The 14,607-nt window shown below is 58.0% G+C and carries 14 protein-coding genes; 6 read left to right on the forward strand and 8 right to left on the reverse strand.

What is annotated here, in order from left to right; genetic code table 11:
• Positions 1–38: 38 nt before the first annotated feature.
• Positions 39–410 (forward strand): DUF2388 domain-containing protein, encoded by a 372-nt coding sequence (locus GQX66_RS12100; RefSeq protein ID WP_221397798.1) that lies wholly within the window; start codon positions 39–41, stop codon positions 408–410.
• On the opposite strand, the gene GQX66_RS12105 is transcribed toward GQX66_RS12100, so the two are convergent.
• Positions 411–1,244, reverse strand: a complete 834-nt coding sequence (locus tag GQX66_RS12105) for an undecaprenyl-diphosphate phosphatase (RefSeq protein ID WP_007951638.1) — start codon at positions 1,242–1,244, stop codon at positions 411–413.
• Positions 1,245–1,750: 506 nt separating this feature from the next.
• On the opposite strand from GQX66_RS12105, the gene GQX66_RS12110 reads away from it, so the two are divergent.
• From GQX66_RS12110 to GQX66_RS12120, 3 genes are all read left to right on the forward strand, one after another.
• Positions 1,751–2,491 carry a winged helix-turn-helix domain-containing protein gene (locus GQX66_RS12110; protein ID WP_240869359.1) on the forward strand — a complete coding sequence of 247 codons (741 nt, stop codon included), beginning with the start codon at positions 1,751–1,753 and terminating at the stop codon, positions 2,489–2,491.
• 291 nt (positions 2,492–2,782) lie between these two features.
• Entirely contained in the window at positions 2,783–3,442 is a 660-nt protein-coding gene (locus tag GQX66_RS12115; protein WP_240869362.1) for a helix-turn-helix domain-containing protein, read from the forward strand.
• A gap of 382 nt (positions 3,443–3,824) precedes the next feature.
• Positions 3,825–5,219 carry an undecaprenyl-phosphate glucose phosphotransferase gene (locus tag GQX66_RS12120; protein ID WP_240869364.1) on the forward strand — a complete coding sequence of 465 codons (1,395 nt, stop codon included), beginning with the start codon at positions 3,825–3,827 and terminating at the stop codon, positions 5,217–5,219.
• Between the two features lie 362 nt (positions 5,220–5,581).
• Here the strand turns inward: GQX66_RS12120 and GQX66_RS12125 are convergent, their stop codons facing one another.
• From GQX66_RS12125 to galE, 6 genes are all read right to left on the reverse strand, one after another.
• Complete coding sequence (locus GQX66_RS12125) at positions 5,582–7,660, reverse strand: YjbH domain-containing protein (RefSeq protein ID WP_240869366.1); 2,079 nt, start codon at positions 7,658–7,660, stop codon at positions 5,582–5,584.
• Positions 7,657–8,388, reverse strand: coding sequence for a capsule biosynthesis GfcC family protein (locus GQX66_RS12130; protein ID WP_240869369.1), 732 nt, complete (start codon positions 8,386–8,388; stop codon positions 7,657–7,659). Before GQX66_RS12130 ends, GQX66_RS12125 begins: the two co-directional genes overlap by 4 nt.
• A gap of 29 nt (positions 8,389–8,417) precedes the next feature.
• Entirely contained in the window at positions 8,418–9,083 is a 666-nt protein-coding gene (locus tag GQX66_RS12135; protein WP_129973242.1) for a YjbF family lipoprotein, read from the reverse strand.
• Positions 9,084–9,094: 11 nt separating this feature from the next.
• On the reverse strand, positions 9,095–10,210 hold the full coding sequence (locus tag GQX66_RS12140) for a polysaccharide biosynthesis/export family protein (protein ID WP_172829496.1): 1,116 nt from the start codon (positions 10,208–10,210) through the stop codon (positions 9,095–9,097).
• A 90-nt stretch (positions 10,211–10,300) separates the two neighbouring features.
• Positions 10,301–10,537 carry a hypothetical protein gene (locus GQX66_RS12145; RefSeq protein WP_003226528.1) on the reverse strand — a complete coding sequence of 79 codons (237 nt, stop codon included), beginning with the start codon at positions 10,535–10,537 and terminating at the stop codon, positions 10,301–10,303.
• A gap of 227 nt (positions 10,538–10,764) precedes the next feature.
• Complete coding sequence (gene galE, locus GQX66_RS12150; RefSeq protein ID WP_039772766.1) at positions 10,765–11,781, reverse strand: UDP-glucose 4-epimerase GalE; 1,017 nt, start codon at positions 11,779–11,781, stop codon at positions 10,765–10,767.
• Between the two features lie 380 nt (positions 11,782–12,161).
• Here galE and galU point away from each other — a divergent pair, with 380 nt between their 5' ends.
• Together galU and GQX66_RS12160 are read left to right on the forward strand one after the other, a co-directional pair.
• Complete coding sequence (gene galU / locus GQX66_RS12155) at positions 12,162–12,995, forward strand: UTP--glucose-1-phosphate uridylyltransferase GalU (protein ID WP_085613139.1); 834 nt, start codon at positions 12,162–12,164, stop codon at positions 12,993–12,995.
• Positions 12,996–13,042: 47 nt separating this feature from the next.
• Positions 13,043–13,450 (forward strand): mannose-1-phosphate guanylyltransferase, encoded by a 408-nt coding sequence (locus GQX66_RS12160; protein WP_240869371.1) that lies wholly within the window; start codon positions 13,043–13,045, stop codon positions 13,448–13,450.
• A gap of 3 nt (positions 13,451–13,453) precedes the next feature.
• On the opposite strand, the gene GQX66_RS12165 is transcribed toward GQX66_RS12160, so the two are convergent.
• Positions 13,454–14,602: a GDSL-type esterase/lipase family protein gene (locus GQX66_RS12165; RefSeq protein ID WP_240869393.1), complete on the reverse strand. Its 1,149-nt coding sequence runs from the start codon at positions 14,600–14,602 to the stop codon at positions 13,454–13,456.
• Positions 14,603–14,607: the final 5 nt, after the last annotated feature.

The following is a 14,607-nucleotide window of genomic DNA, read 5'->3' on the forward strand; positions in this document are numbered from 1 at the left end:
GTAATTCTTTTGATGTACTGACAGGATGTCTTTTGTTTATGCCCGCGTTGAATTTCTCTGGTTTCAAGCGTTGCACCCTCCTTGCCTTGTTTTGCGCCACGTCTAATGCCCAGGCCCACTGCGACGGGCTGTGTCTGGGTAACACCGATACGCCATGGGAGGTGACCAAGTTGTCTGGTTTCTCGCTTGCTTCCTTGCTGCTCACGCCTTTTACAGCCTCGCAAGAAACCACCGACAGCCATAAACGCGTTTACTCCGCCGAGGAGCTGGAAGACGCGCGGCTTTATCTAGCCAGCGACGGAATGCTGAAGGCTGCGTATTTCACTTCAGCCTTGCAGCGGTTTCGTCATGAATCGCCCGATACCGAGTTAAGCGACCTCGCCGTCGCTGCGGTGATCAGCAGTCAATGATCAGGCGGCAGCGGCAGCCGTCCAGTTCACCCAACCAAATTGCCAGGTGGCAAGGATCAGCAAGCCGAAGGCAATGCGGTACCAGGCGAAGGTGGCGTAGCTGTGGTTCGCAATGAACTTCAACAGGCCGCGCACGGCGATCATCGCGAAGATGAACGCTACGACGAAGCCCAGGGCGAAGACCGGCAGGTCGCTGCTCTGGAACAGTTCGCGGTACTTGTAGCCGGAATATACCGCGGCACCGACCATGGTCGGCATCGCCAGGAAGAACGAGAACTCCGTGGCGGCCTTGCGTGACAGGCCGAACAGCAGACCGCCGATGATGGTGGAACCGGAACGCGACGTGCCCGGAATCATCGCCAGGCACTGTACGCAACCGATCTTCAGCGCGTCGGCCCACTTCATGTCGTCCACATGGTCGACACTCACTACATGATCCCGCTGCTCGGCCCACAACATCACGATGCCGCCCACCACCAATGCAACGGCAACGGTGATCGGGTTGAACAGGTATTCATGAATCGTGTCGGCGAATAACACGCCGAGAATGACTGCCGGGAAAAAGGCGATCAGCAAATTGCGGGTAAAACGCTGTGCGTTGCTTTGGGTCGGCAGGCCTTTGACGATCTCGAAGATCTTCGGGCGAAACTCCCAGACCACGGCCAGAATGGCGCCCAGTTGAATAATGATGTTGAACGCCATGGCGCGTTCACCACCAAATTCCAGCAAGTCGGCAACGATAATCTGGTGGCCCGTACTGGAAATGGGCAGGAACTCGGTCAGGCCTTCTACCGCCCCAAGAATCAGCACCTTGAACAAGGTCAGTAAATCCATTAATCCTCCGTCAGAGCGCTCTTTGCGGGCGCCCTGTTAAATGCATTCAGGCATTGAGTATCTGAAGTAAAACAATTGGCAGATGCGCACCCATTGCCCGACTCGAGGACGGAGAATATGTCTTATCAAAAGCCACACTCAAGGCATGTTAATAAACGTCCGTGTGTGAAGTTGTCGACGTTATAGCCAAAAGACTGGCCTCCCCATAAAATGTGACCCACCTCACACTGCTCTGATACGTATGCAGTTGAGTGATGGCCAAGGGACATAAAAACAGGTCGCGATAATTACAAAATAGTGGCACCATTCCATATTGCCACCATCTAACGGCCTCAATTCCGTTAGTTCACAGCCCCGAAAAAATCAACTAAAAGCTTGAATCGCTTAATTATTGTTAGAAAACTCGGGAGCCACGTCTAAAATTCGTCCAAATGTTACCAATTGTCAGTCACAGATGAGAACCGGTGCTTTAACATCCCGATGTCAGCACCTTTTCGAGTCAATGCATGATGCTCACAGGTAACTTAGCGACTAAAAGCCCGCACCGCACAAGCGACGAACCAGGTGTTCTCACCCTGGGTCGTACCCGTGGCGTGGCTGAACACTTTAGCGCGCTAATCGCAAAGCATGTGCAGAGCGGTGTGGCTGTTGAAGCCGACGCCTACATTAGTTCATATCAGCACAACGAATATCACGGTCTGTATCGGGCGATCTTCATTATCATCGACAGCCCTCAGGCACTCGAAGATAACCTTGCGCTGGTGGAAAACCTGCGCAATGACAACTTGAAGCCGATTATTTGTGCAGTGATCACAGGTCGCGGCGCCCACAACAAGATCAAGTATTTTCTGGCCGGTGCCGACTTCTGTATCAAACTCAATACCTTGTCCGATGAAAGCGGCGAGCTGCTGGGCGAGTTCTTCAACAGTGAAGAATGGCAACGCGATATCAATCTGGTGCTGGACCCCACCCGCATCTGCCTCTCGGACACCAGCAAGAAACTCGATATCTCCTTTGCCGAAATGAAGATCCTGCAAGCCTTTGCGCAGACCGGCAATCACATTCTCAGCCACGATGAAATCGCCAGCATCATGGGGCTGAACACCCAATTCTACGACCCTCGGGCGCTGGAAAAATCCATCAGCCGCTTGCGTGGGAAAATCAAGGACGTGTACGGTACGAACGCCATACAGAGCATTCGCGGGTATGGCTATCGTCTGATGAGGGGGTTGATCTCAACCCCTTGATTCAGGGAAAACACTCTTTTGCAGCATACGAGGGAACGTCTGATGCAACGCTTCAAACATCCGCTTTCTCATAGTTTTAACCGCGTCACATATCTAATAAAAAGCTGTCAATTGCATGAGCGCTGCAACACTTAAACATAACAATAAACCATTACTCTAACGCAGACCGAGTGGAACTTATCGAGGCCATCTTTGGGCCCAGACCCTGCCTGATCGATTAATTCCGAGGAAAACATTGCTCGCCTGCCATTATTTTTTCGCCAAATTTGGTGTGTACTTTAGGAGAGAGACATGGAAACCAGCACGACCCTCCCAAGAAAATACTTTGTTGTCGTGACTAACAGCTCAGCGTCGCAGCGCGAACTCGAGAACATTCTCTCCAGTGAGCGTTTCAATTCGTTTGGCACGTCTCAGGCACAAATGTTTATTGAAGGTGTTGCTTCGCCCTCTTCCACTCCGATGCTGATGGAGTTCACTTACCCACGCGGCACAAGGAAGCATGTCGCACGTAGCATCGAACATGATACCCAGCGCATACTGGCCACCCTCGAATCGGAATGGCTGGCAGCACAATCGGCGCATTCATTCCACAATTCCACGGCCATGTCCGAAAACCCCACTGACACTTCCCGAACGATCGAATCCGACGCGCCCTGCACCGAAGCCTGGCATCTGGATAATGATCAGGGTGCATTGACGAAAGAAGGCGTCGAGATCAGTCTCACCGGGCTTGAAACCGCACTGGTGCGCAAGATGCTGCACCATGAAGATCGTGTTGTCAGTCGCGACGATCTGATCCTCAGCATCGGCCGCGAGCCGGAGCAATACCGGGGACTGGAAATGTGCCTGAGCCGTCTTCAAGACAAATTCAAGAACGCCAGCAACGGTGAACGATTGTTTCGTGCCGTGCGCAATCGCGGTTATTGCCTGATCCAGGAAGTTGTTGCCTAAACAACATCCCTCACTACAAGACAAACAGATACAAGTGCGATTACAAAAATAAAAAAGCACTCTGTTTGGTTTCGCCCCTCCCTGGTTATACCCGCCTCCTGACCCCACCTACGATAGCAAACACAATATTGATTATTCACCCCCTGCCTTTCGACCTTTTCTAACGTTTGAATATTGGAAATTCAAATAAGTTGGCACTGTGCCATCTTGTTAGAACTCGTCAGACAGCATCCCCGGCAATAACTTAGTCTATTGACTGACGACAGTTCCGCATTCCGGCGTTGTTACCTCAGGACACTGACTCAAACAACAATAACAAGTCTGCTTAACAACTCGGTTTTCTACTGTCGAAACCTGAACGGACGTCTTTTGGGGATATCGTATGGATCTTTCTCTTCGTATCAATCGAAACACCGGCCTCAAGGGACTGACCTTTTGGGGCCAATGGGCGCTGGCACAGAGTTTCATTGTTTCCCTGTTGTTCATACTGGCCGAACAGCACACCGGCACCGTCGAGTTCTACTATCGGATGTGCACGATCCTGGCGGTACTGGCCTCGGTGCCGGCTTATACTTTCAGCGGCGCGTATCGAAAGCGAGACAATTACCTGACCGGGCTGGGTCGACTGTTCATGGGCTGGTTCATGACCATGGCCGGGCTGGCGTTCATCGCCTTCATCTGCAAGGCAGATGCGCTGTTCTCCCGCCAGGTCATCCTTGAATGGGCGGTGTACGGTTTCCTCGGTCAGGCGCTGCTGTACGCACCGCTGCATGCGTTCTCGAAGTTCTACCAGCGGTCGCGCAAAAGCGAACACAAGACCCTGATCGTCGGCACCGGCGAACTGGCACTGGGCCTGGCGAAGAAGCTGAGCCAGCATGAAAACCTGCCGCTGGTTGGTCTGGTCAGCAACGGCGATACCCCGTCGCTGGAAGCGGACGCCCCGCGCGTTGTCGGCGCTCAGGACGAACTGCTCGAGCTGATCCAGACCCACGACATCCGCCGCTTGTACATCACGCTGCCGCTGTCGGAAGCCGCCAAAATCGAGGCGATGTATGTGGACTTGCTGGATGCCAACGTTGACGTGGTCTGGGTGCCGGACCTGAACAGCCTGACGCTGCTCAATCACTCGGTGAAAGTCGTGGACGGTCTGCCGGCGATCTACCTCAACGAAAGCCCGCTGACCAGCCGCCCGACCGCTGCGCTGAGCAAGAGTCTGGTGGAAAAAGCCGTCGCCCTGCTGGCGATCATTCTGTTGAGCCCGGTGCTGCTGGCCGTGGCCCTGGCGGTGAAGCTCACCTCGCCGGGCCCGGTGTTCTTCAAGCAGGATCGCCATGGCTGGAACGGCAAGGTGATCAAGGTCTGGAAATTCCGCTCGATGCGCGTGCACGATGACCGTGACGTCAAGCAGGCCAGCCGCAACGATTCGCGCATTACCGCGGTCGGTCGCTTTATCCGTCGCACTTCGCTGGACGAGCTGCCGCAACTGTTCAACGTGCTGCAAGGACACATGGCACTGGTCGGCCCACGCCCGCATGCCGTGGCGCACAACAACTACTACTCGGGCAAGATCCTCGCCTACATGGCCCGTCACCGAATCAAACCGGGCATCACTGGCCTGGCGCAGATCAGCGGTTGCCGGGGCGAGACAGACACTCTGGACAAGATGGAAAAGCGTGTTGAGATCGACCTGAAGTACATCAATAACTGGTCGCTGTGGCTGGATCTGAAAATTCTGGTGAAGACGCCGTTCACCCTGCTTTCGAAGGATATTTACTGAGACGCAGCGCTTGAGAAGGCAACACCGCAAGGGGACGAAAGTCCCCTTTTTTGTGGGCGGGATTTGGGGGTTGGCGGAGGGCTCTGCGGCCAAGGAGAGTCTGATGTTTTGATGTCGGCTGAACAGACGCCATCGCGGGCAAGCCCGCTCCCACAAGTTTCGAGGAGTGGCGAAGATTACGGCATCACCTAAAAACCTGTGGGAGCGGGCTTGCCCGCGAAGGCGCCGGATCATTCAACATCAGGTTTGAACCTGGAATACACCGACTCCCACAGCAATCACGGCTGCATCAAGATCCCCCTTCACCACAAACCAAAACGGGAGCCCACAGGCTCCCGCTTTAACTCCCCGTTCCCCCAAACCTACTCGGTAATCTTCCCGAAGTTCCGGTAGAACATGTCCCCTTCCCGACTATCCGTCATCGAGTGCAGCTGGAAGCTGCGATTGAGCCGCGCGCCACCGTCACGGGTCAGCGGTGCCCACACCAGGTTGGCGCGGCGCATGGTCGACATGCTCATCATTTCGTCGAACGGAATCGACAAATACAGCCCCTTGTCGAAACTACCCTCGCCATACTCGGCGCTGCCGGCGGTGGTGATGGTCGCCCAGGCGCCAAAGCGCACGCCGTTGAAGAACTCGCGGGAGATGTCCACCGTGCCGCCAAAGTCGCCCGCCAGGTAACGCCCGACGCTGACCGCGGCCAGCGTGTCGAACGGCAGGTCGGTGTAGCCGGTGATGTGGCCGGTCCAGACCGAGTAATCACGCAGGCCGAAACCCTGGTCGAACTCACGCTGACGCACGTAGTTCAGGTCCGCACCGATCGACCAGCGCTTGCCGGTCGGACGAAACAGCACCTCGCCCCCGACCCCGGCGAACATCGATTCCAGATAACCGCCGTAGACCATGCCGTACAAATCCTTGTCCAGTTGCTCGGCATGACTGACCTGGAACAGCGGCATGGTGGTGTCCGACGTGGTCAGGTACTGACGCAAGTCGGTGCGCACACGCGGCAGGCCGCTGGGGGCGTCGTAGGTGAATTTGTCGAAGTTGTTGATCAGGTTCTGACTGAGCAGACCGTTCCACCAGGTGTTGCGGTTGAAGCGGTACTCGGCGTCCAGATCCGCCGTGAACTGATAGAGCAAGCCATCGGGGCCGCCGACGTTCTGTTTGAAACCCAGGCCGACGCCGTAATTGAAGTGCTGCGGCGCTTCGGTGTAGAGGGTTTTCTCGTTGCGCGGCATTGCCGGATTGATCTCGGTGGTGCGGTGCAGCGATTCCAGCGGTTCTTCGTTGTTGATCACTTCGCGGAAGGTCTGCCGGGGCACGCTGGTTTCTTCCAGCGGCAGGTCGTAGCGCTTGTTGACCACGGTGAACCAGTCGATGTCGTCGTTGACGCTGTTGTCGAGAATCCGGCTCGCGCGGCCGACGGCTTTGGGCGAATGGAAATAGCGCTGCTGCTCGCCGTACACGATCAGTTCGGAATCGCGCTGAGTGATGCGCTCGACCTTGTAGCCGGCGTTCTGCTGCAAACGGCGCGACACGTCGGCCCAGTTGACCTCTTCCATGGTCGCGGTTGGCGCCTTCGCCGGCAGCGGTTCGGCCGGTGGGTCGAAGGTCTTGGCCGGGGCCTTGCGACTGACGAAATTGGTGTGGAACGTGATGCCGAACATCGCCGTGTTGCCGCGCTCCCAGGCCGCACTCACATCGACGGAATCGGTCACCTTGAACACCGCGCCGAGGTTGATCGGCGAGTCCTGCTTGATGATGTTGTCCTTGGGCTCGTGCTTGTAGTCGTTGCCTTCGTATTCGAGTTTCAGGCTGAGGCGGTCCCAGGGCGTCTGGTAACTCACGCCGCCGAAAAACGACGGCTTGCCGCGAAAGTACGAGCCGGCGTTGACGTCACCGGTGCCTTCCAGATCAGGGCGAGTGTTGAAGCGGTCACTGATCGAACCCAACGGGTTGTCGACATCGCCGCGATTACCGATGTAACCCCAGGCGATGCCGGCGCTGAAATCGAAATTGTCATAGCGCTTGTTGGCCACGAAGAATTCACTGGCAAACAAACCGGTACCGCCGATGTCTCGAAAGCCCAGCGCCACTTCCGGCGCCCAGTGGCTTTCCTGCCACAGCCGGACCTTGGCGTCGACCGCCTTGTCCTTATAGCTCTGGCTGCCGCTCAGCGCTTCGGAACCGTACGGACGGTTGGTGATGGCGGTGTAGCGAAACGAACCTTCCAGCCAGTCGAGCGGCTGCAACGAAACGCTGTATCGGCTGTACGGTTCGGTGCGGTTGGCATTGACGCTCAACTCACCGGCGGGCGACATGCGCGCGGTCGGGGTCTGCAACAGACCGACGCCGCCAAAATCATTCTGGGTGATCCGTGGCTCGGCATGCACCAGGCCACATGGCAATAACAACACAGCTGCAAAACGCAAATTCAACGAACCACCTCAGCCAACTGCGTGGCAATCAATTCGGCCAACTGCTGATTCAGTTCAGGGACAGGCGGATCCAGATCATCGTTTTTCACCGGCACCAGAATCTTGCTGCCGGCCACGGGCATCTGCCCGCTCTCGCGGTTCCAGTGGGCGATGCCGACCCGCCGCGATTCGCCGTTGGGCTGGATCAGCCACAGATAGTCGGCATCGGCGTCCGCCGTCAGCAACGTGCAGCCCTGCAGGTATTCGCGGGCCTCCTGCAACGGCTGATAAGGCAAACGGCACGACTCGGCGACGGCGCCCAGCACTTCGACTTCGTCGACCCGTTTCGGGTAGATCAGTTGATCGCCATCGTCGAGGCGGATGTTGCGGGCGAAGCCGACTTCCACCGCCACCGGATCGAGATCGGCGATCTGCCGCCCGGTCACCGGCATCTGCCGGACCTGCTCGGCCAGTCGCTGGGCCAGCGCCGCTCGACTCGGCTTGTCAAACAGCATGGCCATGCGCTGCAGCACGTCCAGATCGAACAGCACGCCGACCTTCAGCCGCGTCTGTTCTTCCAGCAATGACTGACGCAACAGGACGCCCGCCAGCCAGTAGCCTTTGGCATTCGGCACGGCCTCGCCGATCACATCGCGCAAACGTCCGCCCGCCGGCAATTCGATCGGGCCCGGGTTGGCGACATCACCGCTGACGATGACCGCGGCCTCGCTGATCCCAGTGAGTAACATCAAACACGCCGACAGCGCTCTGAGCCGCTTCACGGCAGATGCCTGCGGTCAGGGGTCAGCTGCACGATCCTGACCCGCAACTGCGAGGTCAGTTGCTGTTCACTCTGCACAATGAAACCGTCCACCGGATCGACCCAGTAACGGTTGGTCGCGCGCAGGCCGATGGCCGGCGCGTCAATCTGCTCATCGACACGCAGCACGGAGTATTCCTTGTCGAGAATGTCGAGGGTTTCCAGGGATTTTCGGGAGAAGCGGCTGTTGACGATGATCCCGACTTCCTGGCCCTTGTAGAGGTCGATCCAGCGGCGGCTGGTGTAGCCGTCGGTGATGCGATGCAGGCCCTGTTTGAACGGCGAGTCATCGGACAGACGCGTGCCGTCCAGATCGCCCTCCACGCCCAGGCCCACAGTGCGCATGGCCAGGCCGTCGCGCATCAGCAGCACCTGCTTGCCGGAGGCGACCCAGAACTGCAGGTCCTCGCGCTCGCGCACCAGCGCCAACACCCCGGAACCGGACGGTGTGGTCAGTTTGAGCTGGGGATACTTGACCCCGGCCACCTGCTCCGCCGACACGTCCAGTTCATCCGGCCCGATGACGGCGGACTTGAGGTTATTCAACGAAGCGCTCATCAGCGGATTGCAGCCACTGAGCAACACGGCCGCCATCAGGCACACGCCCACTTTCAACGTTTTCACAGTCGGCGGCCTTATTTGCTGTTGTTACTGTATTCGCTCCAGTTCTTCGCAGCGGAAGCCCCCGTCCCGACAATCGATGCCGACGGCACCAACTGGCTGATCAGGCGATTCCAGCGAGTCACGTTGGCAGGCCCGACATAGACCACGTCCTGAGGCCGCACTTCGAAGTGCGAGGCGAGCGCCATGGCGGTCGGCGACTCGGCTTCCAGCTGATAGATTTTCGCCGGCTCGACGTCGAGGTTTTCCACCCCGCGAATCACGTACACGGCGTTGCCGTTGGAGGTGGTCTGGCTCAAGCCGCCGACCGACCCGAGCACGTCGGACAGGTTCATGGTGGCGGTCTTGAAGCTCAGCGCACGGGGCTGGTTGACCTCGCCCATCACGTAGATGCGCTTGTTGTCGTTGTACGGCAGATACAGTTGATCGCCTCCCTTGAGGTAGACGTTCTGCAATTCGGAATCCTGCTGATTGAGCGCGTCGAGATTGAGCGGATAGACCCGCCCGTTGCGCGTCAGCATCAGCCCCGACAAGTCGGCATTGTTGGTATCGACACCGGCCGAACCGAGGGCTTCGACCACGCTCAGCGGGTTGGTCGAAATCGCCTGGGGGCCGGCCTTGGTGACGGCGCCCGAGACCACGACTTTCTGGCTGGCGAAACGCAGCACCGCGACATCCACTTGCGGCTCGGCAATGAATGCCGAGAGGCGTTGCTCGATGTCCGAACGCAGTTGCTGGATGGTTTTGCCGGCGGCCTGGACTTCCTTGATGTACGGGTAGTACAAGGTGCCGTCGGAACGCACCAGACGACCGTTGGCGTCGATCTGCTGTTGCGCACCCGAAGGGGCGGTCAGCTCAGGGTGATCCCAGACCGTGATGTACAGCACATCGTTGCTGCCGATGCGGTATTCGGCCGGGGTCGCCAACAACTCCGCCGGCACCGACTCACGCTTGTACGTGGCGCGGTTCATGGCGATGAGCTTGGGGGTGATCGGAATGAGCTCGACCCGGCTGCTTTCGCTGGCGCCCTGGCGCGTGATGCTACTGGTGCTCAGGTACTGGCCGGGGGAGAACATGCAACCTTGCAAAGCGATACTTGCCAACAATAAAAGAGAAAAACGACGGGTCATAATGGCACTACGCTATTCAAGGGCGAATCCAAAAACAAAGTCACCCGACTTTCGTCGGGCGACCCTGTACTGCACCAACAGATACTTCAGTTAGTTGTGCGTGCCGGTTGTACCCGTGGTACCGGTGGTACCCGTTGTACCGCCGTTGGCACTTCCACCACTGTTGGACGCCGCTACAGCACTGGCGACCATGGCAGTACTGGCAGCAGGCGCTGTAGAAGCCGCGACACTGCCAGATACATTGGTCACTGCTGTAAGCGGCGCTTCAGCTGCGGAGGCCCAGTTGCTCAACATCGTCAACAGGGCGATCGCCATCACTTTCTTCATATCAACTCCTTTCTAACATCGCACCTGAACATCGGGTGTTGGTTAGAGGTGGTAGAGTTCAAGTCGCAAAAAGCGCGAACAAGATCCGTTGTTCTTTCACAGTCTTACGCAACTGATAAAAGTCGAACGGCAGGTTTATATCTACGGACTTGCAAAAGGCATTGCCAGTCTAATTTCCCGACGATATCTAACAACCTGACTGAAACTAACATTGCACTAAAACGCCATCATCCCTGATAACCCCGAGGATGATTCGATTGCCAGCGCCAGGTGTCGGTGACCATGTCCTGCAAGTTGCGCGTGGCTTTCCAGCCGAGTTCCTTGGCGGCCTTGGAGGCGTCGGCCCAGCTCTCGGCAATGTCCCCGGAACGCCGTGGCATCACCCGGTAAGGCACCGGCTGCCCGCAGGCCTGCTCGAAAGCCCGCAGCACCTGCAACACGCTGTAGCCGTCGCCGGTGCCGAGGTTCCAGGTATGAATGCCGGTACGGTCGGCGATGGTTTGCAGGGCTTTCAAGTGCCCGTCCGCCAGATCGACGACGTGGATGTAATCACGCACGCCGGTGCCGTCGACCGTCGGGTAATCGTCGCCGAAGATCGACAATTCCTTGAGGCTGCCGACCGCCACCTGGCTGATGTAAGGCACCAGATTGTTCGGAATGCCGTTGGGGTCTTCGCCCATCTGGCCGCTGTGATGCGCGCCGATCGGGTTGAAGTAGCGCAGCAGCGCAATGCTCCAGCGCGGTTCCGACTGGCACAGGTCGCGCAGCACGTTCTCGACGATCAGCTTGGACTGGCCGTAGGGATTGGTCGGAGTGCCGGTCGGGAAATCCTCGCGGATCGGCATCTGCGCCGGCTCGCCGTAGACCGTGGCAGACGAGCTGAACACCAGCCGGAACACTCCCGCCGCTGCCATCGCCTGGCACAGCGTGATGCTGCCGCTGACGTTGGTTTCGTAGTATTCGAGCGGCTTGCGCACGCTCTCGCCGACAGCCTTGAGCCCGGCGAAGTGCAGCACGGCATCGATGGCGTGCTGCTGGAAAATCCGGTCCAGCAGGGCCCGGTCACAGACATCCCCGCGAATCATCAGCGCACTTTTGCCGCAAATGGCTTCCACCGCGTGCAAGGCGGCGTCGCTGCTGTTGCAAAGATTATCCAGAACTACAACTTCATAACCTGCTTCAAGTAGTGCAAGTGTGGTGTGCGAGCCGATATAGCCGGCGCCACCCGTTACCAGAATCTTCATAGCGCGGTCCATAAGTGGGAAAAGTGCCAACTCGCGTGTCAAGCGCTGTTTGTTTAATGTGTGTCTTGATTCACACAAACAGCGCGACAACAACCAGAAACAAAAACAGTTCAATCACTGGCTATAAATATTTTTACAAGCCAAACTGTATTGCCTGGTACTTATTAGCACTCCCGCGCATTCATCACTATCAACGGATGCCGACTAAAAATAACCAATAAGTGTCAAACCGACATCTCATAACATTGTCGTGTTTTACACTCATTGCTATTTGCCACTCATCTCCCGAGTCAGGTATTAAAGTACAGCTTCAATAACTTGCAACCTTTCGTTATTGCAATAAACGATGGCAGTGCGCCATGAATGACCAGGAAACTTTTATGATCCGTAAATGTTTGTTCCCCGCTGCCGGTTATGGCACGCGTTTCTTGCCGGCCACCAAAGCCATGCCCAAGGAAATGCTGCCGATCGTCAACAAGCCGTTGATCGAATACGCCGTTGAAGAAGCACGGGACGCCGGCCTGCAACACATGGCCATCGTCACCGGACGGGGCAAGCGCGCACTGGAAGACCACTTCGACATCAGCTACGAACTCGAGCACCAGATTCGCGGCACCGAAAAAGAGAAGTTCCTGGCCGGCACTCGCGAGCTGATCGACACCTGCACCTTCTCCTACACCCGTCAGGTGGAAATGAAAGGCCTGGGCCACGCGATTCTCAGCGGCCGCCCGTTGATCGGCGACGAGCCGTTCGCCGTGGTGCTGGCGGACGACCTGTGCCTGAACCTCGAAGGCGACGGCGTACTGACGCAGATGATCGAGCTGTACAGGAAATTCCGCTGCTCGATCGTCGCCATCCAGGAAGTCCCGCGCGACCAGACCCACAAGTACGGCGTGATCGCCGGCGAGGCGATTTCCGAGGGCATCTACCGGGTCAACCACATGGTGGAAAAACCGGCCCCGCAAGACGCACCGTCGAACCTGGCGATCATCGGCCGCTACATCCTCACGCCGGACATCTTCGACCTGATCGCCGACACCGAGCCGGGCAAGGGCGGCGAAATCCAGATCACCGACGCCTTGATGAAACAGGCGCAGAACGGTTGCGTGCTGGCCTACAAATTCAAAGGTCTGCGCTTCGACTGCGGCGACGCCGAGGGTTACCTGCAGGCAACCAACTTCTGCTACGACAACGTCTATCTGAAGGGCCGCTGAGCGGCCCTCACTGATTCATCGCCGCACGCACATCCAACGAGGCAACCATGAACATTGCACAACATTCCGCAGAGATTGAACGTGAGGTGGACAACCTCGGGGTGATGAGCTGGTTATCCCGTCATCAGCCATTGCCCAGCGCCAATGGCCCGTGGCTGGGCACCCTGCTGCTGGTCGACCGCCTCGGCGTGTTTCCCTCGTCCGGGGACATACGCCGAGCGATGCGCGATCCCTGGCCCCTGCTCGCCCACCTGAAACGGATCTACGGCGAACAGGCGCTGGAGGTCGATGACCGCGACGGCCTGAAAGTGATTTTCAGCGACTGGCGTTTTCGCGTGCGGATCTGCTGCAACGACCCGGCGATCATCGTCAACGTGGAAACCCGTTGCGTGACGCAGTTGATGCCGCAGAAAACCGCAGAGCTGCTGAGCCATCTGGATCTGTTCGACAACTGACGGCTACTTCGAAGTCTCGCCACAGCTGTCCTGTGGCGAGACTTTTTGCTGTCCGCCCACGACCCAACGATAGAAGTAATCGGCAATCACCCGCCCGCCCGTGGCCGGCAGCGGATGAATCTTGTCCGGCCCGATCATGGCCGCTGCGTAGCGTTTGACGTCCGTACCGAACGCGCATTGCAGATTGGCGTAACCCAGACGCTGCTCACGGGCCCAGGGCTCGATGACCTGCGCATAAGCCGACATCGGATAGGCGCTGGAGCGGGTGGTGTCCTGACGCAGGATCAGGTTGATGCTCGCTGCCGGTTGTATCTCGCGGAGCATGCCGACCAGCCCCTGAACATTCTGCAGATACTGCTCAGGCTTTACGCCAAAACCCTGGTCGTTGCCACCGAGCATGATCAGGTAAATGTCTGCGGGGATCTTCGACACCACGGCTTTCCACTGCGCCTGCCAGCGCGCATCGTCGTGATAGAAATCAGCAGATGCCGCACCCGACGCGGCCAGTTTCGATACCCGAACCCCGTTCTGATCGTTACTCAGCCACAGGCCGAACAAGGTCGGCGCACCCTTCAGCACTTCCAGTCTGAAAGACCAGTCGGTCGCGGCCGACGTGCCAGGTAAAGGGACTTCCTGTACGCCCTCGCCCGCGAGTTTCAACGGCTGCCAGTCGGCGGAGGGTGACCAGCGATAACGCAACTCACTGGACTCACCGTTGCCGAGGTAAAGCAGTTTCGCCTGAGTGACCGCGGTGTTGATGGCAGGCGTCGGGCTGGCCTCGACTTGCAGCCAGGCGCCGGGGCGGCCGGTCACGGTGCGGCTGTCGGGGCTGGCCTGGCCGAGGCCGGAGACCTGCCAGTCGCCGCCGAAGTATTTTTCGCTGCTGCGGGTGTACTTGAAGTGCGTGCCGCCCAGCGCTGCACCGTGGTTGAAGCCGACGTAGCCCGGCCCGGCAAACCCGACCTCCCCGGCCACGCGCTGCACCAGTTTGTTCAGGTAGAAATCCTGCCCGGCGCTGTAGCTGTCGCCGATCACCGAGATCGACAACACCTTGCCGGCCTTTCCTTCGCGCCACTGGCCAAAGCGCTCGCGAGCGTCGCCGATTTGCACCACCGACGCCGCCACCGGCGGCACATCATCAACAGCCAGCATGGATC

This window comes from Pseudomonas sp. B707 (assembly GCF_022496685.1).
In the GTDB taxonomy this organism is placed as follows: Bacteria; Pseudomonadota; Gammaproteobacteria; order Pseudomonadales; family Pseudomonadaceae; genus Aquipseudomonas; species Aquipseudomonas paraglycinae.

What these genes read in the sequence shown, in the direction of transcription:
- GQX66_RS12120 (WP_240869364.1), top strand. Translation starts at nt 3,825, where the DNA reads ATGGATCTTTCTCTTCGTATCAATCGAAACACCGGCCTCAAGGGACTG.
- GQX66_RS12160 (WP_240869371.1), top strand. Translation starts at nt 13,043, where the DNA reads ATGAACATTGCACAACATTCCGCAGAGATTGAACGTGAGGTGGACAAC.
- GQX66_RS12145 (WP_003226528.1), bottom strand. Translation starts at nt 10,537, where the DNA reads ATGAAGAAAGTGATGGCGATCGCCCTGTTGACGATGTTGAGCAACTGG.
- GQX66_RS12140 (WP_172829496.1), bottom strand. Translation starts at nt 10,210, where the DNA reads ATGACCCGTCGTTTTTCTCTTTTATTGTTGGCAAGTATCGCTTTGCAA.
- GQX66_RS12110 (WP_240869359.1), top strand. Translation starts at nt 1,751, where the DNA reads ATGATGCTCACAGGTAACTTAGCGACTAAAAGCCCGCACCGCACAAGC.
- GQX66_RS12165 (WP_240869393.1), bottom strand. Translation starts at nt 14,602, where the DNA reads ATGCTGGCTGTTGATGATGTGCCGCCGGTGGCGGCGTCGGTGGTGCAA.
- GQX66_RS12105 (WP_007951638.1), bottom strand. Translation starts at nt 1,244, where the DNA reads ATGGATTTACTGACCTTGTTCAAGGTGCTGATTCTTGGGGCGGTAGAA.
- GQX66_RS12100 (WP_221397798.1), top strand. Translation starts at nt 39, where the DNA reads ATGCCCGCGTTGAATTTCTCTGGTTTCAAGCGTTGCACCCTCCTTGCC.
- galU (WP_085613139.1), top strand. Translation starts at nt 12,162, where the DNA reads ATGATCCGTAAATGTTTGTTCCCCGCTGCCGGTTATGGCACGCGTTTC.
- galE (WP_039772766.1), bottom strand. Translation starts at nt 11,781, where the DNA reads ATGAAGATTCTGGTAACGGGTGGCGCCGGCTATATCGGCTCGCACACC.
- GQX66_RS12130 (WP_240869369.1), bottom strand. Translation starts at nt 8,388, where the DNA reads ATGTTACTCACTGGGATCAGCGAGGCCGCGGTCATCGTCAGCGGTGAT.
- GQX66_RS12115 (WP_240869362.1), top strand. Translation starts at nt 2,783, where the DNA reads ATGGAAACCAGCACGACCCTCCCAAGAAAATACTTTGTTGTCGTGACT.